General features: G+C 64.3%; 13 protein-coding genes and 2 tRNA genes. 3 read left to right on the top strand and 12 right to left on the bottom strand.

The window, feature by feature from the left end:
• Window positions 1–72 precede the first annotated feature (72 nt).
• The 3 genes from R2N03_RS05455 to R2N03_RS05445 form a co-directional block, all read right to left on the bottom strand.
• Window positions 73–4,170 carry an autotransporter domain-containing protein gene (locus tag R2N03_RS05455; protein WP_316655964.1) on the bottom strand — a complete coding sequence of 1,366 codons (4,098 nt, stop codon included), beginning with the start codon at window positions 4,168–4,170 and terminating at the stop codon, window positions 73–75.
• 291 nt (window positions 4,171–4,461) lie between these two features.
• Window positions 4,462–8,568 carry a phosphoribosylformylglycinamidine synthase gene (purL, locus tag R2N03_RS05450; protein ID WP_316655962.1) on the bottom strand — a complete coding sequence of 1,369 codons (4,107 nt, stop codon included), beginning with the start codon at window positions 8,566–8,568 and terminating at the stop codon, window positions 4,462–4,464.
• Window positions 8,569–8,705: 137 nt separating this feature from the next.
• On the bottom strand, window positions 8,706–9,272 hold the full coding sequence (locus R2N03_RS05445) for a winged helix DNA-binding protein (protein ID WP_316655960.1): 567 nt from the start codon (window positions 9,270–9,272) through the stop codon (window positions 8,706–8,708).
• A gap of 86 nt (window positions 9,273–9,358) precedes the next feature.
• On the opposite strand from R2N03_RS05445, the gene R2N03_RS05440 reads away from it, so the two are divergent.
• Both R2N03_RS05440 and pgi read left to right on the top strand, forming a co-directional pair.
• Complete coding sequence (locus R2N03_RS05440) at window positions 9,359–10,954, top strand: NAD(P)H-hydrate dehydratase (RefSeq protein WP_316655959.1); 1,596 nt, start codon at window positions 9,359–9,361, stop codon at window positions 10,952–10,954.
• 61 nt (window positions 10,955–11,015) lie between these two features.
• Window positions 11,016–12,635, top strand: a complete 1,620-nt coding sequence (pgi, locus tag R2N03_RS05435; RefSeq protein ID WP_316655957.1) for a glucose-6-phosphate isomerase — start codon at window positions 11,016–11,018, stop codon at window positions 12,633–12,635.
• A gap of 9 nt (window positions 12,636–12,644) precedes the next feature.
• Here pgi and R2N03_RS05430 read toward each other — a convergent pair whose 3' ends face one another.
• Window positions 12,645–13,355, bottom strand: a complete 711-nt coding sequence (locus R2N03_RS05430; RefSeq protein WP_316655955.1) for an ABC transporter ATP-binding protein — start codon at window positions 13,353–13,355, stop codon at window positions 12,645–12,647.
• Window positions 13,356–13,428: 73 nt separating this feature from the next.
• Between R2N03_RS05430 and R2N03_RS05425 the strand changes: the two genes are divergently transcribed.
• On the top strand, window positions 13,429–14,037 hold the full coding sequence (locus tag R2N03_RS05425) for an arylesterase (protein ID WP_316656587.1): 609 nt from the start codon (window positions 13,429–13,431) through the stop codon (window positions 14,035–14,037).
• A 73-nt stretch (window positions 14,038–14,110) separates the two neighbouring features.
• Here the strand turns inward: R2N03_RS05425 and R2N03_RS05420 are convergent, their stop codons facing one another.
• The 8 genes from R2N03_RS05420 to tig form a co-directional block, all read right to left on the bottom strand.
• A complete protein-coding gene (locus R2N03_RS05420; RefSeq protein WP_316655953.1) occupies window positions 14,111–16,057 on the bottom strand; it encodes a SurA N-terminal domain-containing protein in 1,947 nt (648 codons plus the stop codon).
• Between the two features lie 155 nt (window positions 16,058–16,212).
• Window positions 16,213–16,289 (bottom strand) — tRNA-Asp (locus tag R2N03_RS05415).
• 46 nt (window positions 16,290–16,335) lie between these two features.
• Window positions 16,336–16,411 (bottom strand) — tRNA-Val (locus R2N03_RS05410).
• Between the two features lie 76 nt (window positions 16,412–16,487).
• On the bottom strand, window positions 16,488–16,760 hold the full coding sequence (locus tag R2N03_RS05405) for an HU family DNA-binding protein (protein ID WP_021194571.1): 273 nt from the start codon (window positions 16,758–16,760) through the stop codon (window positions 16,488–16,490).
• A 171-nt stretch (window positions 16,761–16,931) separates the two neighbouring features.
• The gene (gene lon / locus R2N03_RS05400) at window positions 16,932–19,352 is read right to left on the bottom strand and encodes an endopeptidase La (RefSeq protein WP_316655948.1); all 2,421 of its coding nucleotides are present in this window, start codon (window positions 19,350–19,352) and stop codon (window positions 16,932–16,934) included.
• Between the two features lie 170 nt (window positions 19,353–19,522).
• On the bottom strand, window positions 19,523–20,797 hold the full coding sequence (clpX, locus tag R2N03_RS05395; protein WP_316655946.1) for an ATP-dependent Clp protease ATP-binding subunit ClpX: 1,275 nt from the start codon (window positions 20,795–20,797) through the stop codon (window positions 19,523–19,525).
• Between the two features lie 169 nt (window positions 20,798–20,966).
• Window positions 20,967–21,614, bottom strand: coding sequence for an ATP-dependent Clp endopeptidase proteolytic subunit ClpP (clpP, locus tag R2N03_RS05390; RefSeq protein ID WP_316655944.1), 648 nt, complete (start codon window positions 21,612–21,614; stop codon window positions 20,967–20,969).
• 41 nt (window positions 21,615–21,655) lie between these two features.
• Window positions 21,656–22,999 (bottom strand): trigger factor, encoded by a 1,344-nt coding sequence (gene tig, locus R2N03_RS05385; RefSeq protein ID WP_316655942.1) that lies wholly within the window; start codon window positions 22,997–22,999, stop codon window positions 21,656–21,658.
• Between the last annotated feature and the right edge of the window lie 146 nt (window positions 23,000–23,145).

Here is a 23,145-nt window from a genome sequence, read left to right as displayed (position 1 = left end):
CCGCACTGCCGACTGGCCGGGCACCTGCTCTGCGTGGATGCCCCGCTCGCGCGCGGCTGCACGACACAGCCATCAGAACCGGTGATTGACCCGCACATATGCCGACTGCGCAGACACATGGCTGGTGTTGAGGGTGGCATCCACCCCCAAGGACACCGTGGTCGCCTTGGCGGCCTGGAGCGTGATGCTCGCCCCCGTCGTCAGGAACGAACGCGGCAGATCGGCGCCCGGTGCCGCGAACACGGTGCCGTCCTGGCTCTGCACCTGGACGACGCGGCCGGCGTTCATCAGCTCGTGCGCATAGCCCACGCGAAGCTGCACGTTGACCGGCCGCACATCGCCGAAGGCCTTGTCGAGCGTGACGCCCACATACGGCTGGAGACTGCGCGCGCTGTCCGGGCCGACTTGCAGGTTCTGGCCGTTGGCACCGTTCTCGCCGAAGCCGCTGCCGCGCACATAGGCATAACGCAGCCCCAAGTGCGGCGCGAGCCGGATGCCGCCCGCTTCCATCGGCAGGCTGACTTGCGTGGCGGCAGTGAATTCATGCGCCAGATGATCGCCTTCGGCCGTACCCACGCTGCCGAACGGCCGCTTCTGCGAGAAGAAATCAAGCCCGTAGCCGACGGTGGCCGACAGGTTGACGGCACCCATCGGCTGCGCACCGTAAAGGGCCACGCGCAGCGTATCGATGGCGCCCGATGCGCCGGTGGTGTCTTCGCCGAGCGTGGTGTGCGTGTAGCCGCCCGCCGCGCCGACGGTGGCTGCGCCCATGCGGCCCTCCGCTCCGGCGAGGAACCCGTAGGCGTGCGTGAGGAACCCCGGCGCGTTGCCTGTGCCGCCCACCTTCGTGCTGGAACCGCTGGCCGTAGCCCATACGTTGTTGGAGCCGCCCAGCGCGTCTTGCGGCCCGGACACGCGGCCGAGCAGCGCGGCGTTGGCGCCCTGCGCCTGCAGCAGCGCCGTGGTGCCAAGCGCCGTGTAGATGGTGGTCTTGGTCGGCGCCACGACGGTCGGGCTGCCGGGTGTGCCGGGCGCGGTTGCTTCTGCGAGCAGCAGATCGACCGCATTCGTTCCATAGTCCACCGAGGTCTGCAACGTACCGAGGCTGGCTCCTGCCGTTGCCGTACTGATGTTTGCGAAGCGCCCCGTCACGCCGTTGGCCGCGCTCAGCACGGTATAGCGACGAGCGGTATAGGTGCCCGGATCGAACACGATGGCAAGCGACCCGCCAAGCGCCGCAGCACCACCCACACGCAGTTGCGAAGCCTCCGTCGGGCTGATCTCGATGGCGAGCGTCCCGCTCGAACCTTGCGTGTAGTTGCCGCCCACCGAGAGGGTTCCGATGGAGCCGCCCGGCGCGACCACCCCGCTGCTGCTCACGTCGCCCGAAACCGTGCCGTGGCCGCGCAGCGTGCCAAGCGCGCTCACCAGGACACTGCCGCCAAGCAGTGCGCTGGCGTTCGCCGCATCGCCGACAGCGAGGGTGCCGCCCGCGACCGTAGTCGTGCCTGAAAAAGCGCTGCTGACGCCGTTGAGCGTGAGCTTGCCCGTGCCCTGCTTGATCAAGGCACCGTTGCCGCTCAGGCTGCCGCTGAAGGTCTGCGAGGTGTCATCAGCCAGCGTGAGCGAGCTGCCGCCCAGGGCAACGCGGCTGCCTGTCACGCCGGCGAGATGCGCTACCGTTTGGTCGCCGCCAGCAGATAGATCGAGTGCCGAATTGACGCCTGCCAGCGTGACCGCCGTGGCCGAGGCCAGGCGGCCTGCACCCGACAACGCCAGCGTGCCGGCGTTAATCGTCGTTGCCCCGGTGTACGTGTTCACGCCGGACAGGGTTTGCGTACCACCGCTCAGCGTGAGGTCACCCGTCCCACCAATCACGCCGCTGAACGTGCCGGCGGCGTTGGTCAGTGTGAGCGTCCGGCCGCCCAGCGCGACGGTGCCGGTGCCGGTCAGTGCGTTGATGCTGGCGCCGGAGGTCGTCCCCGAGATATCGAAGGTGCCGTTGTTGACCACACCGCTGGACGCCGCAATGCTGCCGGCGCCCGACAGCGCAAGCGTGCCAGCGTTGATGGTCGTTGCGCCGGTCAATCCGTTCGCCCCCGACAACGTTTGCACGCCGCCCGCAACGATAAGCCCGCCGGTTCCGCCGATCGCCCCTTTGAACGTCCCGGCCGCATGGGCCAGGGTCAGCGTCTGGTTACCCAGGGCGACGGTACCCGTACCTGTCAGGGTGTTGATGGTGGCGCCGGCCGTCGTTCCAGAAATATCAAACGTGCCGTTGTTGACCACCCCGCCGGAGGTCGCAATGCTGCCTGCACCCGACAGCGCGAGCGTGCCCGCGTTGATGGTGGTTGCGCCGGTAAAGACGTTTGTGCTCGACAGCGTTTGCGTGCCACCCGCCACCGTAAGCCCGCCTGCGCCGCCGATGACGCCGCTGAACGTGCCGGCTGCGTTGGCCAGCGTAAGGGTCTGGCCACCCAGGGCGACAGCGCCCGTGCCCGTCAATGCGTTGATGGTGGCGCCCGAGGTCGTCCCAGCGATATCGAAGGTGCCGTTGTTCACCACGCCGCTCGAAGCGGCAATGCTGCCGGCGCCCGACAGCGCGAGCGTGCCGGCGTTGATGGTGGTACTGCCGGCATAGCCCGCCGTGCCGGAGATGGTCAGCGTGCCAGCCCCTGCCTGCACCAGATTGCCCGCGCCGCTGATGGTGCCGGCGTACGTGACCGTATCGCTGCGGTTGAAGGCCAGTGTGCCGTTGTTGACGATATTGCCCGCCACCGAGCCCGTGGTGCCGCCGTTGCCGATCTGCAGCGTGCCGGTGGTGATGGTAGTCGCGCCCGTGTAGGTGTTGTCGCCCGTCAGCGTGATCGTTCGACTGCCGGTGACACCCACGCTGCCCGCGCCCGATATGACGCCTGACACCACGAGGTTCGTTGTGGTCGAATCAAGCGTGACGCGGGACGTGGCGTCGCCCAGCGTGACGTTGTTCGACAGCGAGAGGCCTGCACTGCTGGCGGTGATCTTGGCCGCCGCCCCCGCTGCCACGTCGAGGTTGCCGACGATGTTGGAACCCGTCACCAGTTGCAGCGTGTTGTTCGTCCCGTTGAACTGGATGGCTGCCGCACGCGTCACGCCGTCGCTGAACAGCCCGCCGCTGATAGTGCCGCCATTGACGATGACCGCGCCGTTGGCAATGACACCCACGCCCGCGGCTCCGCCGTTGCCCGCACCGCCGGTAATCGTGCCGACGTTGGTGAGCACGTTGAACCCGGCAGCCAGATTGACGCCCACGCCACTGGCACCGGCCGTGCTGCCGCCGCCACCGGCAGCGCCCCCTACACCGCCCACGATCGTCCCAACGTTGGTCACCTGAGTGCCGGAGCCCAAGACGAGCAACCCATCGCCGCCGCCACCGCCGCCGCCCGGGTTTCCGCCGCCCCCTCCGTTACCGCCATTACCGCCGACCAGCGTGCCTTGGTTGTTCACGTCGGCAGCCGGCGTCACCATCACCAAGGCAGCGCCGCCACCACCGCCGCCTCCGCCATTGGACGGCGTCCCCGATGTGCCGGCGCCGCCATTTCCGCCGGCGCCGCCCTGCACGGTCATCCCGTTGTTAACCGTGAGGTTGGTGCCCGTGGAGTACACGCCGGCGCCGCCGCCACCGGCACCGCCAGCGAAATTGAATCCGTCGAACGCTTGGCCCGACCCGCCCTGTACGTTCGTATTGACCACCGCATCGCCCGCCAGCACCACTGCCGGCGCCCCGCCGGGGCCGTCTTGCCCAAATTCGTTCAGGGCCCCGATGCCGCCGGTCCCGCCCGACGTTGCACCGCCAGGAATCTGCACCGTTGCGCCGCCGTTGCCCAGCCCGGACGAACCGCCGCCACCGCCATTGCCGCTGCCACCGTTTCCGCTGCGGTTTGGGATGCCGCTGCCGCCTGCGGCGCTGCAGTCTGCAATCGTGCTCGGCGAGCACGTCGCCGCCCAGCTTGGCAGTGCCGCGCCAGCCAGCCCGAGTGAAACACCGATTGAAAGGATGGAGGCGCGCCGACGTGCTTGCGTCGTGTCACTGCTGGCGTCAACGCCGCCGCGCGACGCCTTTGTCAGTTCGGACACTACTTGCGGAGCACGCAAGGTGCGGCTCCAGACCAGCCGATAGACCCGGTTCATGTTGATCCCCTCGTTGCATAGACCCATGGGTCGGGCGCTGATCATTGAGAGGCAGGACCGTGGCGCGAGTGACCCGTTTTTTGTGTTGTCGTTCTCTGGCGCGCCGTCCGGTGGATGCAGTATTTTTTGGACTTATGAATCGGGGCGCATGCGCGCGAAATATAGCACCTGCCTGGGTAACTATTGTCCAGGCCATCGACAAGGCCTACCGTGCGGGTTCTGTGCCCCCGAACGAGAAAAAAAAACGCGCCGAGTCGCCCCGGCGCGTTTTTTATGGGTGCGGCAGACGGGTCAGCCCATCCACTTCCGCGCGTTGCGGAACATGCGCATCCACGGGCTGCTGCCGTCGCCGGCGGCTTCCCATTCCTTCGGATGCCAGCTCATCTGCACGGCGCGGAATACGCGCTCCGGATGCGGCATCAGGGCAGTGAAACGGCCGTCATGCGTCGTCACCGAAGCAATGCCCTGCGGCGAGCCGTTCGGGTTCAGCGGGTACGTCTGCGTGACTTCGCCGCGGTTGTCGACGTAGCGCAGGCCAACGGCGACCTTGCCGATATCGCCTTGCTGCGAGAAGTCGGCATAACCCTCGCCGTGCGCGACGACGATGGGGATACGGCTGCCTTCCATGCCCGCGTAGAAAATCGACGGGGATGCTTCGACCTGCACGGTCACCAGGCGGCCTTCGTATTGCTCCGACTGGTTGCGCGTGAACTTCGGCCATGCGCCGGCGCCCGGGATGATCGGTGCGAGGTTCGCCATCATCTGGCAGCCGTTGCACACGCCGAGCGCGATCGAATCGGTGCGGTTGAAGAAAGCCGCGAACTGCTCGGCGAGCATGCTGTTGAAGAGGATCGTCTTCGCCCAGCCTTCGCCCGCGCCGAGCACATCGCCGTAGCTGAAACCGCCGCAGGCGACGAAGCCCTTGAAGCTGGCGAGGTTCGTGCGGCCGGCCAGCAGGTCGCTCATGTGGACGTCGTAGGTGTCGAAGCCGGCCTTGTCCATCGCGTAGGCCATTTCGATCTGCGAGTTGACGCCCTGCTCGCGCAGGATCGCCATGCGCGGGCGCGCGCCCTTGGCAATGAACGGCGCGGCCACGTCTTCCGCAATATCAAACGTGAGCTTGGGCGAGATGCCCGGGTCTTCGGCGTCGAGGATGCGGTCGTATTCGCTCTGCGTGCACTCGGGGTTGTCGCGCAGGCTGGCGATGCGCCAGGAGACGTCTGTCCAGGTGCGTTGCAGTTCGATGCGCGACGCGCTGAACACCTTCTTGGCGTCGCGCCAGATTTCGATGTGGTCGTTGGCATTGGGCGCGCCGATGACATGGCTGCAAGCCGAAAGGCCGTGTGTGCGCAGTACCGCCAGCACGGCGTCGCGCTGAGCCAGCGGGACCTGGATGACGGCACCAAGTTCTTCGGCAAACAGCGCGCGCAGCGTGAGGTCGGCACGGCGGCCGGAGACTTGCTGCGCCCAGTTCTTGGCGTCGCCATAGTCGAACTCATGCGCGCCGTCCAGCGTGAGCATGTCGACGTTGATCGAGACGCCGCAGTGGCCGGCAAAGGCCATTTCGCAGACCGTCGCCCACAGGCCGCCGTCGGAGCGGTCGTGATACGCCAGCAGCGAACCGCTCGCGTTCAGTTGCTGGATGGCGGCGAAGAAGCGCTTGAGATCTTCGGCGTCGTCCACGTCCGGCACGCTGTTGCCGATCTGCTCGGTGACCTGTGCCAGGATGCTGGCGCCCATACGGTTCTTGCCGCGGCCGAGGTCGATCAGGATCAGCGTGGTGTCGGCCGGCGCGTTGGCCGATTCGACTTGCTTGAGCTGCGGCGTGAGCGTCTTGCGCACGTCCGTCACCGGCGCAAACGCCGAAACGATGAGCGACACCGGCGCGACGACTTCCTTCGCGCGAGTTTTCCCACCTTCGTCGTCTTCCCACTTGGTGCGCATCGACAGCGAATCCTTGCCCACCGGAATGCTGATGCCCAGGGCCGGGCACAGCTCCATGCCGACCGCCTTGACGGTGTCGTACAGGCGGGCGTCTTCACCGTTCACGCCGCAGGCTGCCATCCAGTTGGCCGACAGCTTGAGTTGCGTGAGCGAGTCGATCGGGGCGGCGGCGATGTTGGTGATGGACTCGCCGATGGCCATGCGGCCCGATGCGGGCGCGTTGATGACGGCCAGCGGCGTGCGCTCGCCCATCGTCATCGCCTCGCCGGCGTAGCCCTTGTAGTCGAGCGTGGTGACGGCCACGTCGGCCACCGGCACCTGCCACGGGCCGACCATCTGGTCGCGCGTGTTCAGGCCGCCAACAGTGCGGTCGCCGATGGTGATGAGGAATGACTTGCTGGCCACCGTCGGATGACGCAGCACGTCGCGCGCGACGACTTCCAGGTCCAGACCGGTGACATCGACTTCCGGCAGCTCCTGCGCGACGCGGCGCACGTCACGGTGCATGCGCGGCGGCTTGCCGAGCAACACGTCCATCGGCATGTTGACCGGGAAGTGCTCGGGGAGATCGGCCGCGGTGTCGCTGTCAACGACTTGCAACTGCTGCTCGTCCGTGGCGAAACCGACTACCGAGAACGGCGCGCGCTCTCGCTCGCACATGGCCTGGAAGCGCGGGAAATCGCCGGGGGCAATCGCCAGCGTGTAGCGCTCTTGCGATTCGTTGCACCAGATTTCTGCCGGGCTCAGGCCAGACTCTTCCAGATGCACCTGGCGCAGGTCGAAGCGCGCGCCCTTCTCGGCGCCGTCGACGATTTCCGGGAAGGCGTTGGAGATGCCGCCCGCGCCCACGTCGTGGATCGACAGGATCGGGTTGTCTTCGCCCAGCGCCCAGCACGCGTTGATGACTTCCTGCGCGCGGCGCTGCATTTCGGGGTTGCCGCGCTGGACGGAATCGAAGTCCAGGTCGGCGGTATTGGTGCCGGTGGCCATCGAGCTGGCCGCGCCGCCGCCCATGCCGATGCGCATGCCGGGGCCGCCAAGCTGAATCAGCAGCGTGCCGGCCGGCAGCCCGTGCTTGTGCGTGTGGCCAGCATCGATGTTGCCGATGCCACCCGCAATCATGATCGGCTTGTGATAGCCGCGCACGGTACCGCCCACGTTCTGCTCGTAGACGCGGAAATAGCCGCCCAGATTGGGCCGGCCAAATTCGTTGTTGAACGCGGCGCCGCCGATCGGGCCTTCGATCATGATCTGCAGCGGCGAGGCGATGCGGTCCGGCTTGCCCACCGGGCCCGGTGCAGCTTCATTCGGGTTGCGGTGCGCCACGGGCTGGGCAGTATCGCGCGCGTTTTCCCACGATTGCACGGCTTCCGGCAGCAGCAGGTTCGACACGGTAAAGCCGGTCAGGCCAGCCTTGGGCTTGGCGCCGCGGCCCGTCGCGCCCTCGTCGCGGATTTCACCACCCGCGCCGGTGGACGCCCCCGGGAACGGCGAGATGGCCGTCGGGTGATTGTGCGTCTCCACCTTCATCAGCGTGTGCGTGAGGGCTTCGCGGCGGCCATATTGCGGCACGCCCGTCTCGCCTTCCGTGCCTGCGTGCGCGAACCAGCGCTCGGCCATGCCGCCCTCCATCACGGCGGCGTTGTCCGAATACGCGACGATCGTGCCCTGCGGCGCGAGCTGGTGCGTGTTGCGGATCATCGCAAAGAGCGACTTGTCCTGCGTCTCGCCGTCGATGGTCCAGTCGGCGTTGAAGATCTTGTGGCGGCAGTGCTCGCTGTTGGCCTGCGCGAACATCATCAGCTCGACGTCGGTCGGGTTGCGCTCGAGCTTGCGGTAGGCGTCGACCAGGTAGTCGATTTCATCATCGGACAGGGCCAGGCCCATGTCGACGTTCGCGGCTTCCAAGGCTTGGCGGCCACCGGCGATATCGACAAAGCGCAATGCCTTGGCGGGCAACACGTCGAACAGGCCATAGCCGGCTTCGCGCGTGTCGATGACCGTTTCGGTCATGCGGTCGTGCAGGTGCTCGGCCACGGCGGCGCGGGTGGCGTCGTCCAGATGCTTGGCCGCACCGGTCAGGCTGCGGATGAGGCCCTTCTTGCACGTGACGGTAAATTCCACGCCGCGCTCGATCCGGTGGATTTGCGGCAACGCGCAGTGGCGGGCGATTTCCGTCGCCTTGCTGGCCCACGGCGAGATCGTGCCGAAACGCGGGATGACCACGAAGCGGTCGCCCTCGACATCGGCCGGAGCGGGCGAACCGTAGGTCAGCAGCGCTTGCACACGGGCGGATTCATCGGCCGACAGCGGCGTGTCGGCAGCCACGAAATGCAGGTATTGGGCACTGACGGCATCGATGTCCGGATCGATGCGCTTGAGGGTGGAAAGCAGGCGTTGCTGACGGAAGGCGGACAGCGCGAGAGCGCCGGGAAAGCACGAGAAATGCGCCATGGTGGGCAAGGCAGGCAGTAGCTGGAAGGGGAGTTTTCCCGGCGTGCGCGGGAAAACCGCTATTGTACCTTGCCCAGCCCCTCTTACCGACGGTCAAATCGGCTGGAAATGCCTTTGCCAGGGCTGAAACAGGCGTTTTACAGCGAGGTCGCCGAGCGCGCGGCCTGTTCGTACAGGCCTGTCAGCACGCGCAGCAGTCGCGCCAGCTCGCCGATCTCGGCGTTTTCCTCGCCGCCGGGCGAGATGTTGCTGGTCAGGCATTGCTCGCGGATCTCGCGGTACCGTGCGCACGCCTTCTCGCCCGCCGGGGTGGTGGTGTAGGTGACTTCCTTGCCATTGCGCGTGCCTTCCACCAGCTCCATCCCCTGCAGCTTCTTGAGGGAATATGTGACGAGGTGGGTATCTTCCACGTTGAGCACAAAGCAGATGTCGGCCAGCCGCTTGGCTCGGCCGCGGTGGTTGACGTGATGCACCACCAGCACATCGAGGAACGTCAGGTCGCGCACGCCGGCGGCGGCCATGCAGCGCACGCACCAGCGGTTGTAGGCGTTGTAAGCCGTGTTGAGCGCAAATTCGAACTCCGACAACTCCGGGCTGCGCGCCGACACCAGATGCGACGAAGACACGATCGGACCACCCTTTCCTGCCGCGTCGACGGCGGCTTGCGGCAGATCAGCTTTGGGAGTGGACGGCGACTTGGACATTGCAACTGGGCTGGGAATGGACGGGAAACGCAGGCTATTGTAAGAGAATAGATCGTCATGTCTGTCCCGGTAAATCCATCGTCGCCATGTCCGCACACCCATCCTGGCGGGAAATCCTGACCGACGGCGCGCTTGCCGCCCACCATGGCGCCGACCAGTTGTTCGGTACCGTGGGCATTCGCGCGCTGGAAGCCGCCGCCTATCGCACCCTCGAACCGTTCACGCTCATGGCCCGCGCCGGCGAGGCAGCCGCCGACTGGCTGCAGGCGCGCGTGCCGCACGGGCATCTGCTGGTCTTGGCCGGCCCCGGTAACAACGGCGGCGATGCGCTGGTCGCCGCAACGGTGCTGCACCTCGCTGGACGCCCCGTCAGCGTGTGGCTCGCGGGCGACCCCGCCAAGCTGCCCGATGATGCCCGGCGCGCCTGGACGGAAGCGCGCGCCGCCAACGTGCCGATCGAAGTCCTTCACGCACCGGCGTCTGTGCCGGCTGCAGCGACCGCCATCGTAGACGGGCTGTTCGGCATCGGGCTTGCGCGCCCCTTGACAGGGTTGCATGCGGCGCTCGTCGAAACCGCCAATGCGAGCGGTCTGCCGGTGTACGCGCTGGATATCCCGTCCGGCCTGAACGGCGATACGGGACAGGCGCCGTGGCCGGAGTCGCCCGTCATCCAGGCGCGGGCGACGATCACCTTCCTTGCCGTCAAACCGGGGTTGCTCACCGGCGATGGTCGCGATGCGACGGGCGATATCGCCCTGGCCGACCTGCAAGTCGCGCAACCCGCGTACGACGGCGTGATCGAGCCAGATGCATTCATCAACACACCGGCGCGCTGGCTTGCGCACGTGCCGCGGCGGCGCCACAACGGCCACAAAGGCACATACGGGAGTGTCGCCGTCGTGGGCGGCGCGGCGGGAATGGTCGGAGCGCCGCTACTGTCGGCGCGAGGCGCGCTCTATCTTGGTGCAGGCAAAGTGCATGTGGTGTCGCTCGGAGCCGATGCGCCAAGTGTCGATCCGGCGCAGCCGGAATTGATGCTGCATCCGTGGGGAGCCCTCGATCTGGGCGGCATGCAGGCGCTCGCCGTCGGCCCCGGCATGGGCACCGGCAAGGAGTCCGAGGCCGCGCTCGAACACCTGCTGGATCGCATGCTGTCAGCCCGGACAGCAGCCGTATTCGACGCGGATGCACTCAATCTGTTTGCCAAGGTGCCGGCACGGCTCGCGCGCCTGTCGCAACTGGCAGGGAGCGGCGTACCGCTGGTGCTGACGCCGCATCCGCTCGAAGCCGCGCGGCTGCTGCAGACTGACGCGCGCGCCGTGCAGCATGACCGGCTTGCAGCCGCCCAGGCCATCGTCAACCGCACCGGCGCCGTCGTGATCCTCAAGGGATCGGGCACCGTAGTTGCAGCACCGGGCGTGTCACCTGCCATCAATCCGACCGGAAACGGCGGCTTGGCAACGGGTGGGACCGGCGATGTGCTGACCGGCATGGTCGGCGCGCTGCTTGCACAAGGCATGGGCGCGCGCGAGGCTGGGCTTGCGGCGGTATGGCTGCATGGGCGGGCGGCGGATGATCTCGTTCATGCGGGGGTGGGCCCCATCGGCCTGCACGCCGGCGAGCTCTGCGCGCCTGCGCGGGCCGCACTGAACGCCCTGCTCGCGTCGGACGCTCGCCGATAGATCAGCGTCATCCTGCGCCGTTATACTGCGCACTCGTTTTCCAACGCCGATACGACGCCGTATGCCCATCGCCTTCCCCGCCTGGCAGTCCCTGACGCAACACGCACAATCGATCCGCACCGCACAGATGCGCGACTGGTTTGCCGCGCCGGATGCCGAGCAACGGGTGCGCGACTTCACGCTAGAAGCCGCGGGCCTGACGGTGGATTACGCCAAGAACCGGATCACGCGCGATACGCTTGCCCTGCTGCTGCGGCTGGCCGACGAGGCTGGCGTGCTGACGCTGCGCGATGCCATGCTGCGCGGCGAGCGCATCAACAACACCGAGCAGCGGTCGGTGCTGCACGTGGCCCTGCGTGGCCAGGCCGAAGACGATTATCGAGCCGATGGCGAACCCGTCATGGGCGACGTGCTGCGCGTGCGCGCGCAGATGCACGACTTCGCCAACCGTGTGCATAGCGGCGCATGGACGGGCCACTCCGGCCAGCGCATCACCGACGTGGTCAATATCGGCATCGGCGGCTCCGATCTCGGCCCCCGCATGGTGTGCCGCGCGCTGGAACACCTCGCCGTGCCGCATGTTCGCGTGCATTTCGTCTCCAACGTCGATGGCACCGATCTGGCCGAGACGCTCGACCGCTTGAACCCTGACACCACGCTCGCCATCGTCTGTTCGAAAACGTTTACGACGCTCGAGACCATGGCCAACGCGCACAGCATGCGCCGCTGGTTCGTCGAGCATGGCGTCGCGGAAGACCAGCTCAAGCAACACTTTGTCGCCGTTTCCACCAACCGCGATGCTGTCGTTCAGTTCGGCATTGACCCGGACAACATGTTCACGTTCTGGGATTGGGTGGGCGGGCGCTTCTCGTTGTGGTCGGCGGTAGGCCTGTCGATCGTCCTGGCCATCGGGCCGCAGCAGTTCGAAGCGATGCTGGAAGGCGCGCGCGCGATGGATCGACACTTTGCCACCGCAGCGCCGCGCGAGAACCTGCCGCTCATTCTCGGGATGCTGTCGGTGTGGTATCGCGGATTCTTCAACGCGGCAAGCGCCTGCACGGTGCCGTATTGCGCTCCGCTCGAGTTGCTGACCGATTTCATGCAGCAGCTCGAAATGGAAAGCAACGGCAAGTCGGTCCAGCGCAACGGTGCCGCCATCGACACGGACACCGGGCCCATTGTCTGGGGCACGGCCGGCACCAATGGCCAGCACGCGTACTTTCAGTTGATCCACCAGGGCTCGCAGATCGTGCCGGTGGATTTCATCACCACGCTCGAACCGGTGCGTAGCCTGCCCGGCCACCATGCCAAGCTGCTCGCCAACTGTTTCGCGCAGGGCGAGGCGCTGCTGCGCGGCCGCACCGCAGATGAGGTGCGCGCCGGGGGCGTGACCGACGAGGCGCTGGTGCCGCACATGGTGTTTGAGGGTAACCGCCCCAGCACAACCATCCTCCTCGAGCGGCTCGATGCCGCATCGCTGGGCGCGCTGATCGCCTGCGCCGAGCACCGCACGTTCGTGCAAGGAGCGGTATGGAACATCAACTCGTTCGATCAGTGGGGCGTCGAACTGGGGAAGAAGCTTGCCAAGCCGATTCAGGCGGAGCTGGAAGGTGCGCCCGCCTCCGTCGCGCACGATGCGTCGACGGCCGCACTGATCCGTCGCGCCAAGCGCGCCCTCTGACAACGTCGATCAGAGCTCGGTGACGGTCTCGTCAGCGACCAGACGCCCCGCTTCGATGGTGAGAATGCGGCCGCAACGTGCGGCGACGGAGCGGTCGTGCGTGACCAGCACCAGCGTTGAACCCGCGCTCCGGTTCAACTCGAACATGAGGGCGATGACGGCTTCGCCGGTCGCGGTGTCGAGACTGCCGGTCGGCTCGTCGGCAAACAGAATATCGGGTTGTGTGACGAACGCGCGGGCCAGCGCCACGCGCTGCTGCTCGCCGCCCGACAACGTCTTTGGATAGTGCGACAGCCGTGAACCCAGGCCCACACGGTCCAGCAGTGTCGAGGCGCGACGGCGCATCTCGGCAGCGCTCACGTCGCCCTGGAGTTCAAGCGGCAGCATGACGTTTTCAAGCGCGGTCAGGTGTGGCAGCAGCTGGAACGACTGAAACACGAAGCCCACATGGCTGCCGCGCACGGCCGCCCGGCCGTCCTCGTCCAATTTGAACAGCTCATGGCCCAGCAGCGTGACCGAGCCCGACGTCGGCAGATCCAGCCCGGCAAGCAAACCAAGGAGCGTCGATTTGCCCGAACCCGACGCGCCGACGATGGCTAGCGTCTCGCCGGCTTCCACGCGGAAGGTAACATCGCTCAGAATAGGTAACTCGCCCGTGGCATCGCGCACGGTCTTGTGCAGCGAATCGACCTCAATCACACAGGTAGCAGAAGACGACATGATCGGACAGGTTGGTAAGAAAAGGCACAGCGTCAAGTTGCTGGTGCTCGCGCTCGGTTGCGGGGTGCTCGGAATGCTGCCGATGGGAGGATCGCTTGCCGCGCAGGCTTCTCTGACGTCGCGCCGCGTGGTGGTCCTGGGCGACAGCCTGTCTGCCGGGTATGGCCTGGCACAAGGCACCGGCTGGGTGACGCTGCTCGACAGGCGCCTGAAAGAGCGGAAGCCTGATTATAGCGTTGCCAATGCAAGCATCAGCGGCGACACGACGGCGGGCGGGCGGGCACGGCTGCCGGCTGTGCTGGCGCGCGAGAAACCCTCGATCGTCATCCTCGAACTGGGCGCCAACGACGCACTGCGCGGCCTGTCGTTGGCCTCGAGCGAGGCCAACCTCAAGGCAATGATCGAGACGTCGCAGGCGGCCGGCGCCAAGGTGCTGCTGGTGGGCATGCGCATTCCGCCCAACTACGGGCCCGACTACAGCGAACGTTTTTTCGCCATGTTCGGCAAGCTGGCGCAGCAGTACAAATTGCCGCTGGTGCCGTTCCTGCTCGATGGCGTGGTACAGCGACCGGACTGGTTTCAGGATGACCGCATCCACCCGGTCGCCCAGGCTCAGCCCACGATGCTCGATAACGTCTGGCCCAAGCTGGAACCGATGCTCAAACGACGCTCGGGCGCTTGATTCGCGCCACTATCGTCGGCATAAAAAGAAGGCCCCCTGAATTGGGGGCCTTTCTTCATCGACGTCTGGTTGCTCAGGAGGCGTCGTCCGCCGTATTGGCAGGCTTCTGGGCGTCGACCGCACTGCTGTTGATCTTCACCTTCGAACGCGCCTTGAGTGCTTCGTAGTAGGCGTTGAAGTCGGCCTGGCCAGCAACCTGCGCCAACTGCTGGGCATCCGCCGCGCGGCGAGCTTGATCCACGTTGGCGGGCGGCAAGACCTTGTTGATGCGATACAGGGCATAGCCCTGCGGGCCGAGATCCACGCCGACAGTCGTCGGCAGCTTCGTGGCATCGGCACGCAGGATGGCAGTGAGCGCCGCCGGCGGCGTTCCTTGTGCCTGTTGGCGCGAAACCGTCTGCACAGCGCCGAAGCCATCTGCGCTGTTGCTCTGCTTCAGGGCGGCGAGCTTCTCTTCACCCGCCTTCCTGGCCAGCGCGGCAGACGCTTCCGCGATCACCTTGGCCTTGACCTGTTCACGCACGTCCGCGAGTTTCTTGACGGTGGCGGGACGATACTCGGCCACGCGCGCGGCAACCAGTGTCGTGGGGCCCACCTGGATTGCCGCCGTGTTGCGGTGATTCTTGATGACGTCGTCGGCAAACAGGGCCTTGAGCACCTTGTCGTTGCCGATCGGGCTGCTGGCCAGCGCCGGATTCGGTGTGCGCGTCACGTTGTCGGCGGTCTGAATCTGCAACTTGAGCTTGTCGGCGACCGGCTTCAGGCTGTCCGACTGATCCTCCACCGTGTTGGAGAACGCATCGGCCAGCTCCGAGTACTTCTTGTTGGCCAGTTGCGTACGCACTTCGCGCTCGAGCTCCGGCTTGACGGCTTCAAGCGGCTGCACGCCGCCGCCCTTCACTTCTTCGAGCTTGATGATGTGGAAACCGAAACTGGTCTCGACGACGTCGCTGATGTCACCCGGTTGCTTGAGCGCAAACAAGGCGCTTTCGAACGGCGGCACGGTCGCACCCTTGGATAGGAAACCCAGTTCGCCGCCCTGCGCGGCCGAGCCCGGGTCTCCCGAGTATTTCTTGGCCAGATCGGCAAAGGCTGCCGGGTTCTTGTGCACCTCTGCCAGCACCTCCTCTGCCTTCTTCTTGGCCGCGTCCTTATCGGCCGGCTTGGCGTTGTCGGGGAGCTTGATGAGAATATGCGCGGCGCGACGCTCCTCCGGTGTCTTGAAGCGCGCTGCATTCTGGTCGTAGTACTCCTTGAGCTGCTCGGGCGTGACCGGAATCTGCTTCATCATGTCCTCGCCGGAGAACACGACGTACTCGGCCTTGACCTGCTCGGGCACCGAGAACGCTTGCTGGTGCGCGTCGTAATAAGCCTGGATCGCCTTGTCATCTGCGGTGACCTTGGCGGCATAGTCAGCCGGCTTAAACAACAGGGCCTGCACCTCTCTCTGCTGGTCGCGCGCCTGAATCAGACGGTCTACCAGCGACTTCGGCACAAAGGCCGTCGCCACGATCGATTGCGGAATCTGTTGTTGCGCAAGCTCGAAGCGCAGGTTGCCCTCCAACTGCTCGGGCGTCATGTTCTGTGCGGCCAGCAGGCGCACGTATGCTTCCTGATCGAACGAGCCGTCAGGCTTGCGCAAAGCCGCCACTGCAGGGATCTGGAGAATGGTGTCGCGAATCTTGTCGTTCGAGACATTCAGATTTGCACGCGTGACTTCGTTGGCCAGGACGCGCTGCTGAATGATGCCGTCCAGCACATCGCGGCGCATCTGCGGCCCTTCGAACTGGCGCGGATCATACTGCGCGCCAAGCATCTGGCGCAGCCGCTCGGTTTGCTCGCGCACGCGGGCATCGACCTCGTTGGTGGTGATGACCTTGCCGTCCACCTTGGCGGCGTCGTGCGAGCTGTCCATAAAGCTCGAGTAGCTCTGCACGCCAAAGAACACGAACGATGGGAACACCAGAATCAGCAGCACCAGAAACATCAAGCGCCGATGCGTACGTACGAAATCAAGCATGCTGGACCGGAGATGAAGGGAAGGTGGAAAATCCGGCGATTCTATCAGGTGCTGTCGACATTCCGGACAATCGCGGCATGGCGCCCCCGATAAGCTGCGAGGTGACTGCCGCGGAAATGACAAAGGCCCGAACGAATCGGGCCTTTGCAGTGTATTGGCGGAGCGGACGGGACTCGAACCCGCGACCCCCGGCGTGACAGGCCGGTATTCTAACCGACTGAACTACCGCTCCAGATTTTGGGCGGACGGTTCGAAGTGCGGAACGGCATTGCGAACGGTGGTGGGTGCTGAGAGGCTCGAACTCCCGACCTACGCCTTGTAAGGGCGCCGCTCTACCAACTGAGCTAAGCACCCGTTCACACTGCCGGCGCAAGCCGGACTGTCCAATGCTCGCGTTCGTTGTCACCCGAACCGCAAGCACCAAAGCCCGCTAGTTTAGCGCATCTTTCAGCGCTTTGCCAGGTTTGAATTTTGCGACCTTGCCACCCTCGATGGTGATGGTCGCGCCGGTGCGAGGATTGCGCCCGTTTCGCGAAGACCGCTTGCCAACCAGGAACGTACCGAAGCCGACCAGCGTCACCGATCCGCCATCGCACAACGCATCTTTGATACCACCGATCAGCGCGTCGATAGCACGCCCCGCCGCAGCCTTGGACATATCCGTCTGCGCAGCCACATGGTCGATGAGATCCGTCTTGTTCATCGCGCCACCTCCCCGAACGCCCGCTCAATGTGGATTCATTAAAGTGGCCGGCTATCGACGTGTCAAGGCGAAGAACCGCCTACACCGACCATCTAAACCTCATCGTCATCCGCCCGAAAAAAAAGGCCCGAACAGTCTCGGGCCTTTCTTCAACCTGCTCAGGTCGGCGCATCAGTGATGCACCATCTCCTGCGATTTCCCATCGTCGGCCTTGCCGGCTTCGGGTGCTGGCTTGGCTTCTTCTTCCGGCAGCGGCTCCGGCTTGCGCACCAGCGCGAGTTCCAGCACCTTGTCGATCCAGCGCACCGGCTGAATCTCGATGCTGTTCTTCACGTTGTCCGGAATGTCCGCCAAGTCCTTGACGTTCTCTTCCGGAATCAGCGCCAGCTTGATGCCGCCGCGGTGTGCAGCCAGCAGCTTTTCCTTCAAGCCACCGATCGGCAGCACTTCGCCGCGCAGGGTGATTTCGCCGGTCATCGCCACGTCGGCGCGCACCGGAATACCCGTCAGCACCGATACCAGCGCCGTCGTCATCGCGATACCCGCCGACGGGCCGTCCTTGGGCGTCGCACCTTCGGGCACGTGGATGTGGATGTCGCGCTTCTCGAACATCTCATCCTTGATACCCAGCCGAGCCGAACGCGAACGTACCACCGAGCGCGCAGCCTCAACCGACTCCTTCATCACGTCGCCCAACGAACCCGTGCGGGTGATGTTGCCCTTGCCCGGCATCAGCGCGGCTTCGATGGTCAGCAGATCGCCGCCCACTTCGGTCCATGCCAAACCGGTCACCTGGCCGACTTGGTCTTCCTTACCGGCCAGACCAAAGTCGAAACGACGCACGCCAAGGAATTTGTCGAGATTGTCCGAATCGACCTTCACCGACGTACCGCCTTCCTTCTTCAGCAGCAGCTGCTTGACGACCTTGCGGCAGATCTTCGAGACCTCGCGCTCCAGCGAACGCACACCAGCTTCCCGCGTGTAGTAGCGGATGATGTCGCGCAACGCGGCTTCGGTCACCTCGATCTCGCCTTCCTTAAGACCATTGTTCTTGATCTGCTTGGGCAGCAGGTAGCGGCGGGCGATGTTGACCTTTTCGTCTTCCGTGTAGCCCGACAGGCGAATCACTTCCATCCGGTCCAGCAACGGCGCCGGAATGTTCAGCGAGTTCGACGTCGCCACGAACATCACGTCCGACAGATCGAAGTCCACCTCGATGTAGTGGTCCTGGAACGTATGGTTCTGTTCCGGGTCCAGCACCTCGAGCAGCGCGGACGACGGGTCGCCGCGGAAGTCCGCACCCATCTTGTCGATTTCGTCGAGCAGGAACAACGGGTTGCGCACGCCGACCTTCGTCAGGCTCTGCAGAATCTTGCCCGGCATCGACCCGATGTACGTACGGCGGTGACCGCGAATCTCGGCCTCGTCACGCACGCCACCCAGCGCCATGCGCACGAACTTGCGGTTCGTTGCACGCGCCACCGACTGCCCAAGCGAGGTCTTGCCAACACCCGGCGGCCCCACGAGGCACAGGATCGGCGCCTTCAGCTTGTCCACACGCTGTTGCACTGCGAGGTATTCAAGGATGCGCTCCTTGACCTTCTCCAGACCGTAGTGGTCTTGATCCAGCACTTGCTCGGCGTTCGACAGGTCGTTGTTGACCTTGCTCTTCTTGCGCCACGGCAGACCGACCAACGTGTCGATGTAGTTGCGCACGACCGTTGCCTCGGCCGACATCGGCGACATCAGCTTGAGCTTCTTGAACTCGGACTCGGCCTTCTTCTTGGCCTCCTTCGGCATGCGGGCGGCCTTGATCTTCTTGTCCAGCTCTTCGAGATCGGCGCCCTCTTCGCCTTCGCCCAGTTCCTTCTGGATGGCTTTGACCTGCTCGTTCAGGTAGTACTCGCGTTGGCTCTTTTCCATCTGGCGCTTGACGCGGCCGCGGATGCGCTTTTCCACCTGCAGGATGTCGATCTCACCTTCAAGCTGCGAAAGCAGGCTCTCCAGACGTTCGGTCACGTTGAACATCTCGAGAATCTTCTGCTTCTGCTCGAGCTTGATCGGCAGATGCGCGGCGATGGTGTCAGCCAGGCGACCCGGCTCATCGATGCCCGACAGCGACGTCAGGATCTCGGGCGGGATCTTCTTGTTCAGCTTCACGTACTGATCGAACTGCGACACGATGGCGCGACGCAGCGCCTCGGTCTCAGCCGATTCAGTGGGTTCCGGGCCGACGGGCACGGCTTCGCAGAAGAAGTGCGATTCGTCGTCGGTAACGGAAAGGATGTTGGCGCGCTGCGTGCCCTCGACCAGCACCTTCACGGTGCCGTCCGGCAGCTTCAGCATCTGCAAAATGTTGGCGATACAGCCGACCTCGTAGAGGTCCTTGTCGGTCGGCTCGTCCTTGGCGGCGGTCTTTTGCGCCACGAGCATGATGCTCTTGCCCGCCTCCATCGCGGCTTCCAGCGCCTTGATGGATTTGGGGCGCCCCACGAACAGCGGAATCACCATGTGCGGAAACACCACCACGTCACGCAGCGGCAACAGCGGCAGGCGAATCTGCTCAGCGGGTAAAAGTTGGGTTCCGGACATTATTTTCCCCAGAAAGTCATGTAAGGGCTAAATTGGGCGCAGTAACGGTTTTACAAGACCGTTGCTGCAAGTCGCATGCCGACCCGGTTTCCCGAAGCAAAAAAAGCCGCTCGCGTGCGAACGGCTTCCTGCATGGGACACATACGGCGCATCCCGGCCGGGCATTCGCGTCAGTTGGAACCTGCAACCTTGGGTTGCTCTTCGTAAATCAGCAAGGGTTTGCCATCGCCGGAGATCGTGCTTTCATCGATCACCACCTTTTGCACACCCTTATGGTTGGGGAGGTCATACATCACATCCATCAAAGCGTGCTCGACGATGGACCGCAGACCGCGCGCCCCCGTTTTGCGCTTGATCGCCTTGCGCGCGATTGCCGTCAGCGCAGTCGGGCGAATCTCAAGCTCCACGCCTTCCATCGCCAGCAGTTTCTGATACTGCTTGACGATTGCATTCTTGGGCTCGACCAGGATTTCCATCAGGGCAGCCTCGTCGAGCTTGGCCAGCGTTGCCACAACCGGCAGACGGCCAATCAACTCTGGAATGAGACCAAACTTGATGAGATCCTCGGGCTCCACGTGAGGAAGGACTTCGTTGACGTCGCGCTCTTCCTTACTCTGCACTTCCGCGCCAAAACCGATCCCGGTCTTGTCCGAGCGCTGCCTGATGATCTTCTCCAGACCGTCGAAGGCGCCGCCGCAGATGAACAGGATGTTGGTGGTATCGACCTGCAGAAAATCCTGGTTGGGATGTTTTCGGCCACCCTGCGGAGGCACGGAAGCCATCGTCCCTTCGATGAGCTTGAGCAGTGCCTGTTGCACACCTTCGCCAGACACATCCCGCGTAATGGACGGGTTGTCCGACTTGCGCGAAATCTTGTCGATCTCATCGATGTAGACGATGCCGCGCTGCGCCTTATCCACCTCGTAGTTGCAGTTCTGCAGCAGCTTCTGGATGATGTTTTCGACGTCTTCGCCGACGTAGCCCGCTTCGGTCAGGGTCGTCGCGTCGGCAATCACGAACGGGACGTTGAGCAGGCGTGCCAGCGTTTGCGCAAGCAGCGTCTTGCCGGAGCCCGTCGGTCCGATCAGCAGAATGTTGCTCTTCGACAGCTCGACATCGTCCTTCTTGCCGAGATGCTTCAACCGCTTGTAATGGTTGTAGACCGCAACCGCCAGGATTTTCTTGGCCTGCTCCTGACCAATCACATATTGGTCGAGGCTTTGGCGAATTTCATGTGGCGTGGGGAGGTCGGACTTGACCGCCAGGCCACCTTCCTTTTCGGAAATGGCGGCCTCGTCCCGGATGATCTCGTTGCACAGGTCGATACATTCATCGCAGATGAAGACCGAGGGGCCGGCAATCAGTTTCTTGACCTCATGCTGGCTCTTGCCGCAGAACGAGCAATACAGCAGCTTTTCGCCAGTCGAGCCTTTCTTGTCCGCCATAACGATAACCAGTAGTTCCTGGCAGCATCATACGCCAAATTATCTGGCGACGATCCGCACGTGTTGTACAAAGCAAAAACGAGGCGCGAAGCCTCGTTTTTGACACCGCTTGACATGATTGGTGCGCTGGTGTGCCGCAGAGCGCACCGGCTCGCGCGCACTCCGCGCATTAGCGCTTGCTGATCACCTGATCGATCAGACCGTACTCCTTGGCCTGTTCGCTGCTCATGAAATTATCGCGGTCAGTGTCGCGCGCAATCTTGTCGACCGGCTGACCGGTGACCTCCGAGAGCACCGTATTCAGGCGTTCACGCAGATACAGGATTTCGCGTGCCTGGATCTCGATGTCCGAGGCCTGACCGCGCGCGCCTCCCAGCGGCTGGTGGATCATGATGCGCGAGTTCGGCAGTGCCAGGCGCTTACCCTTAGCGCCGGCCGCCAACAGGAACGCACCCATGCTGGCTGCCATGCCCATGCACAGCGTCGACACATCGGGCTTGATGAACTGCATCGTGTCGTACATCGCCAAGCCCGACGATACCGAGCCGCCCGGCGAGTTGATGTAAAGCGAAATGTCCTTGTCCGGATTCTCGCTTTCCAGGAACAGCAACTGTGCCACCACGAGGTTGGCAGTCTGGTCGTTGACCTCGCCCACCATGAAGATCACTCGCTCCTTGAGCAGGCGCGAGTAGATGTCGTAGGCGCGCTCGCCGCGGCCAGACTGTTCGACCACCATCGGCACCAGACCAAGCCCCTGCGTTTCGAGCGCGGAAGCCTGGGTACGGGCAAGTTGGTCGATCAGTTCATTGCGGATCATGCGGTTCTCCGGTGCTTATTTCGGAAACTCTATCGATCGAATCAGCCTTGCGCCGGCGTGGCGGTCAGCTCTTCGAACGACACGGCCTTGTCAGTAACCTTGGCCTTGTCGCACACAAAATTTACCACGTTGTTTTCGAGCACGTAGGCTTCCATCTCGGCCAGGCGCTGTTGATCGCCGTAGTACCAGCGGATGACTTCCTTCGGATCTTCGTAGCTCTTGGCGAACTCTTCGATCTCGGCCTTGATCTGCTCCGGCTTGGCTTCCAGGTTGTTGGCCTTCACGACTTCGGCCAACACCAGACCCAGCTTCACGCGACGCTCGGCTTGCTGCGTGAACATCTCGGCCGGGATCGGCATGTTCTTGGCGTTCGGCATGCCGCGGGCTTCGAGATCACGACGGGCCATTTCCACCAGGCGTTCCTGATCCTGCTCGACCAGCGACTTCGGCACGTCCAGCTCTGCCACCTTCAGCAGCGCTTCCATGACCTGGTCCTTGAGCAGCGCGTGCGTGCGGCGCTTGACTTCACGCTCGAGGTTTTCGCGGATGTCGGCGCGCATCTTGTCGAGGTTGCCGTCGGCGATGCCCAGCGATTGCGCGAAGGCTTCGTTGACTTCCGGCAGGTGCGCCCACTCGACTTGCTTGAGCGTGACGGTGAACTCAGCCGTCTTGCCGGCGACGTCCTTGCCGTGGTAGTCCTCGGGGAATGCCAGCGGGAATTTCTTCGACTCGCCTTGCTTCAGGCCCAGCGTGGCTTGTTCGAACTCGGGCAGCATGCGGCCTTCGCCCAGCACGAAGCTGAAACCTTCAGCCTTGCCGCCGGCAAATTCCACGCCGTCGATCGTGCCCACGAAATCGACCGTCACGCGGTCGCCATCCTGTGCAACGGCTGCACCGCCGTCGCCGTGCTCGCCAGCTTCGCCGCGCGGGTGGTAGTGCACGCGTTGCTTGCGCAGGATGTCGAGCGTCTTGTCGATCTCGGCATCGGTGATTTCGGTCTTGGTGCGGGTCAGTTCCGCGCCGGCCAGATCGCCGAGCTTGACTTCCGGATACACCTCGAAGGTGGCGTCGAACGCGACTTGGTCATCGGCCACGCCTTCGGTCTTCAGCTCAAAGCGCGGTTGGCCGGCAACCTTCACGCCCTGCTCGTTGGTGATGTCGAAGAACTGACGGGCAGCCTTGTCGTAGCGGACTTCAAATTCGACCTGTTGGCCGTATTGCTTCTCGACCATCTTCATCGGGACCTTGCCCGGGCGGAAGCCGGACATCTTGACGGTCTTGGACAGACGCGCCAGACGGCTTTGCTTCTCTTGCTCCACTTCGGCCTTCGGGACAGCCAGGGTCACTTTGCGATCAAGCTTGCCGAGGTTTTCGATAGTCGACATGGTCGTAATTCCAGATTCAGAAGATGGTTGCGTCGAACGGCGCAGCGCCAGCAGCAGCCGTGGTTCAAAGTTCTTGGTCTTGCCGGGCTTGCAGGAATGCGGCGCGAGGGCCGCTTGACTGCACAATGCACGGCACAACGGGCGCG

The sequence above is a fragment of the Ralstonia condita genome, from assembly GCF_958405655.1.
GTDB lineage: Bacteria > Pseudomonadota > Gammaproteobacteria > Burkholderiales > Burkholderiaceae > Ralstonia > Ralstonia condita.
Note: the sequence above shows the minus strand (reverse complement) of the source record. Positions and strands in the feature narration are given on the sequence as shown.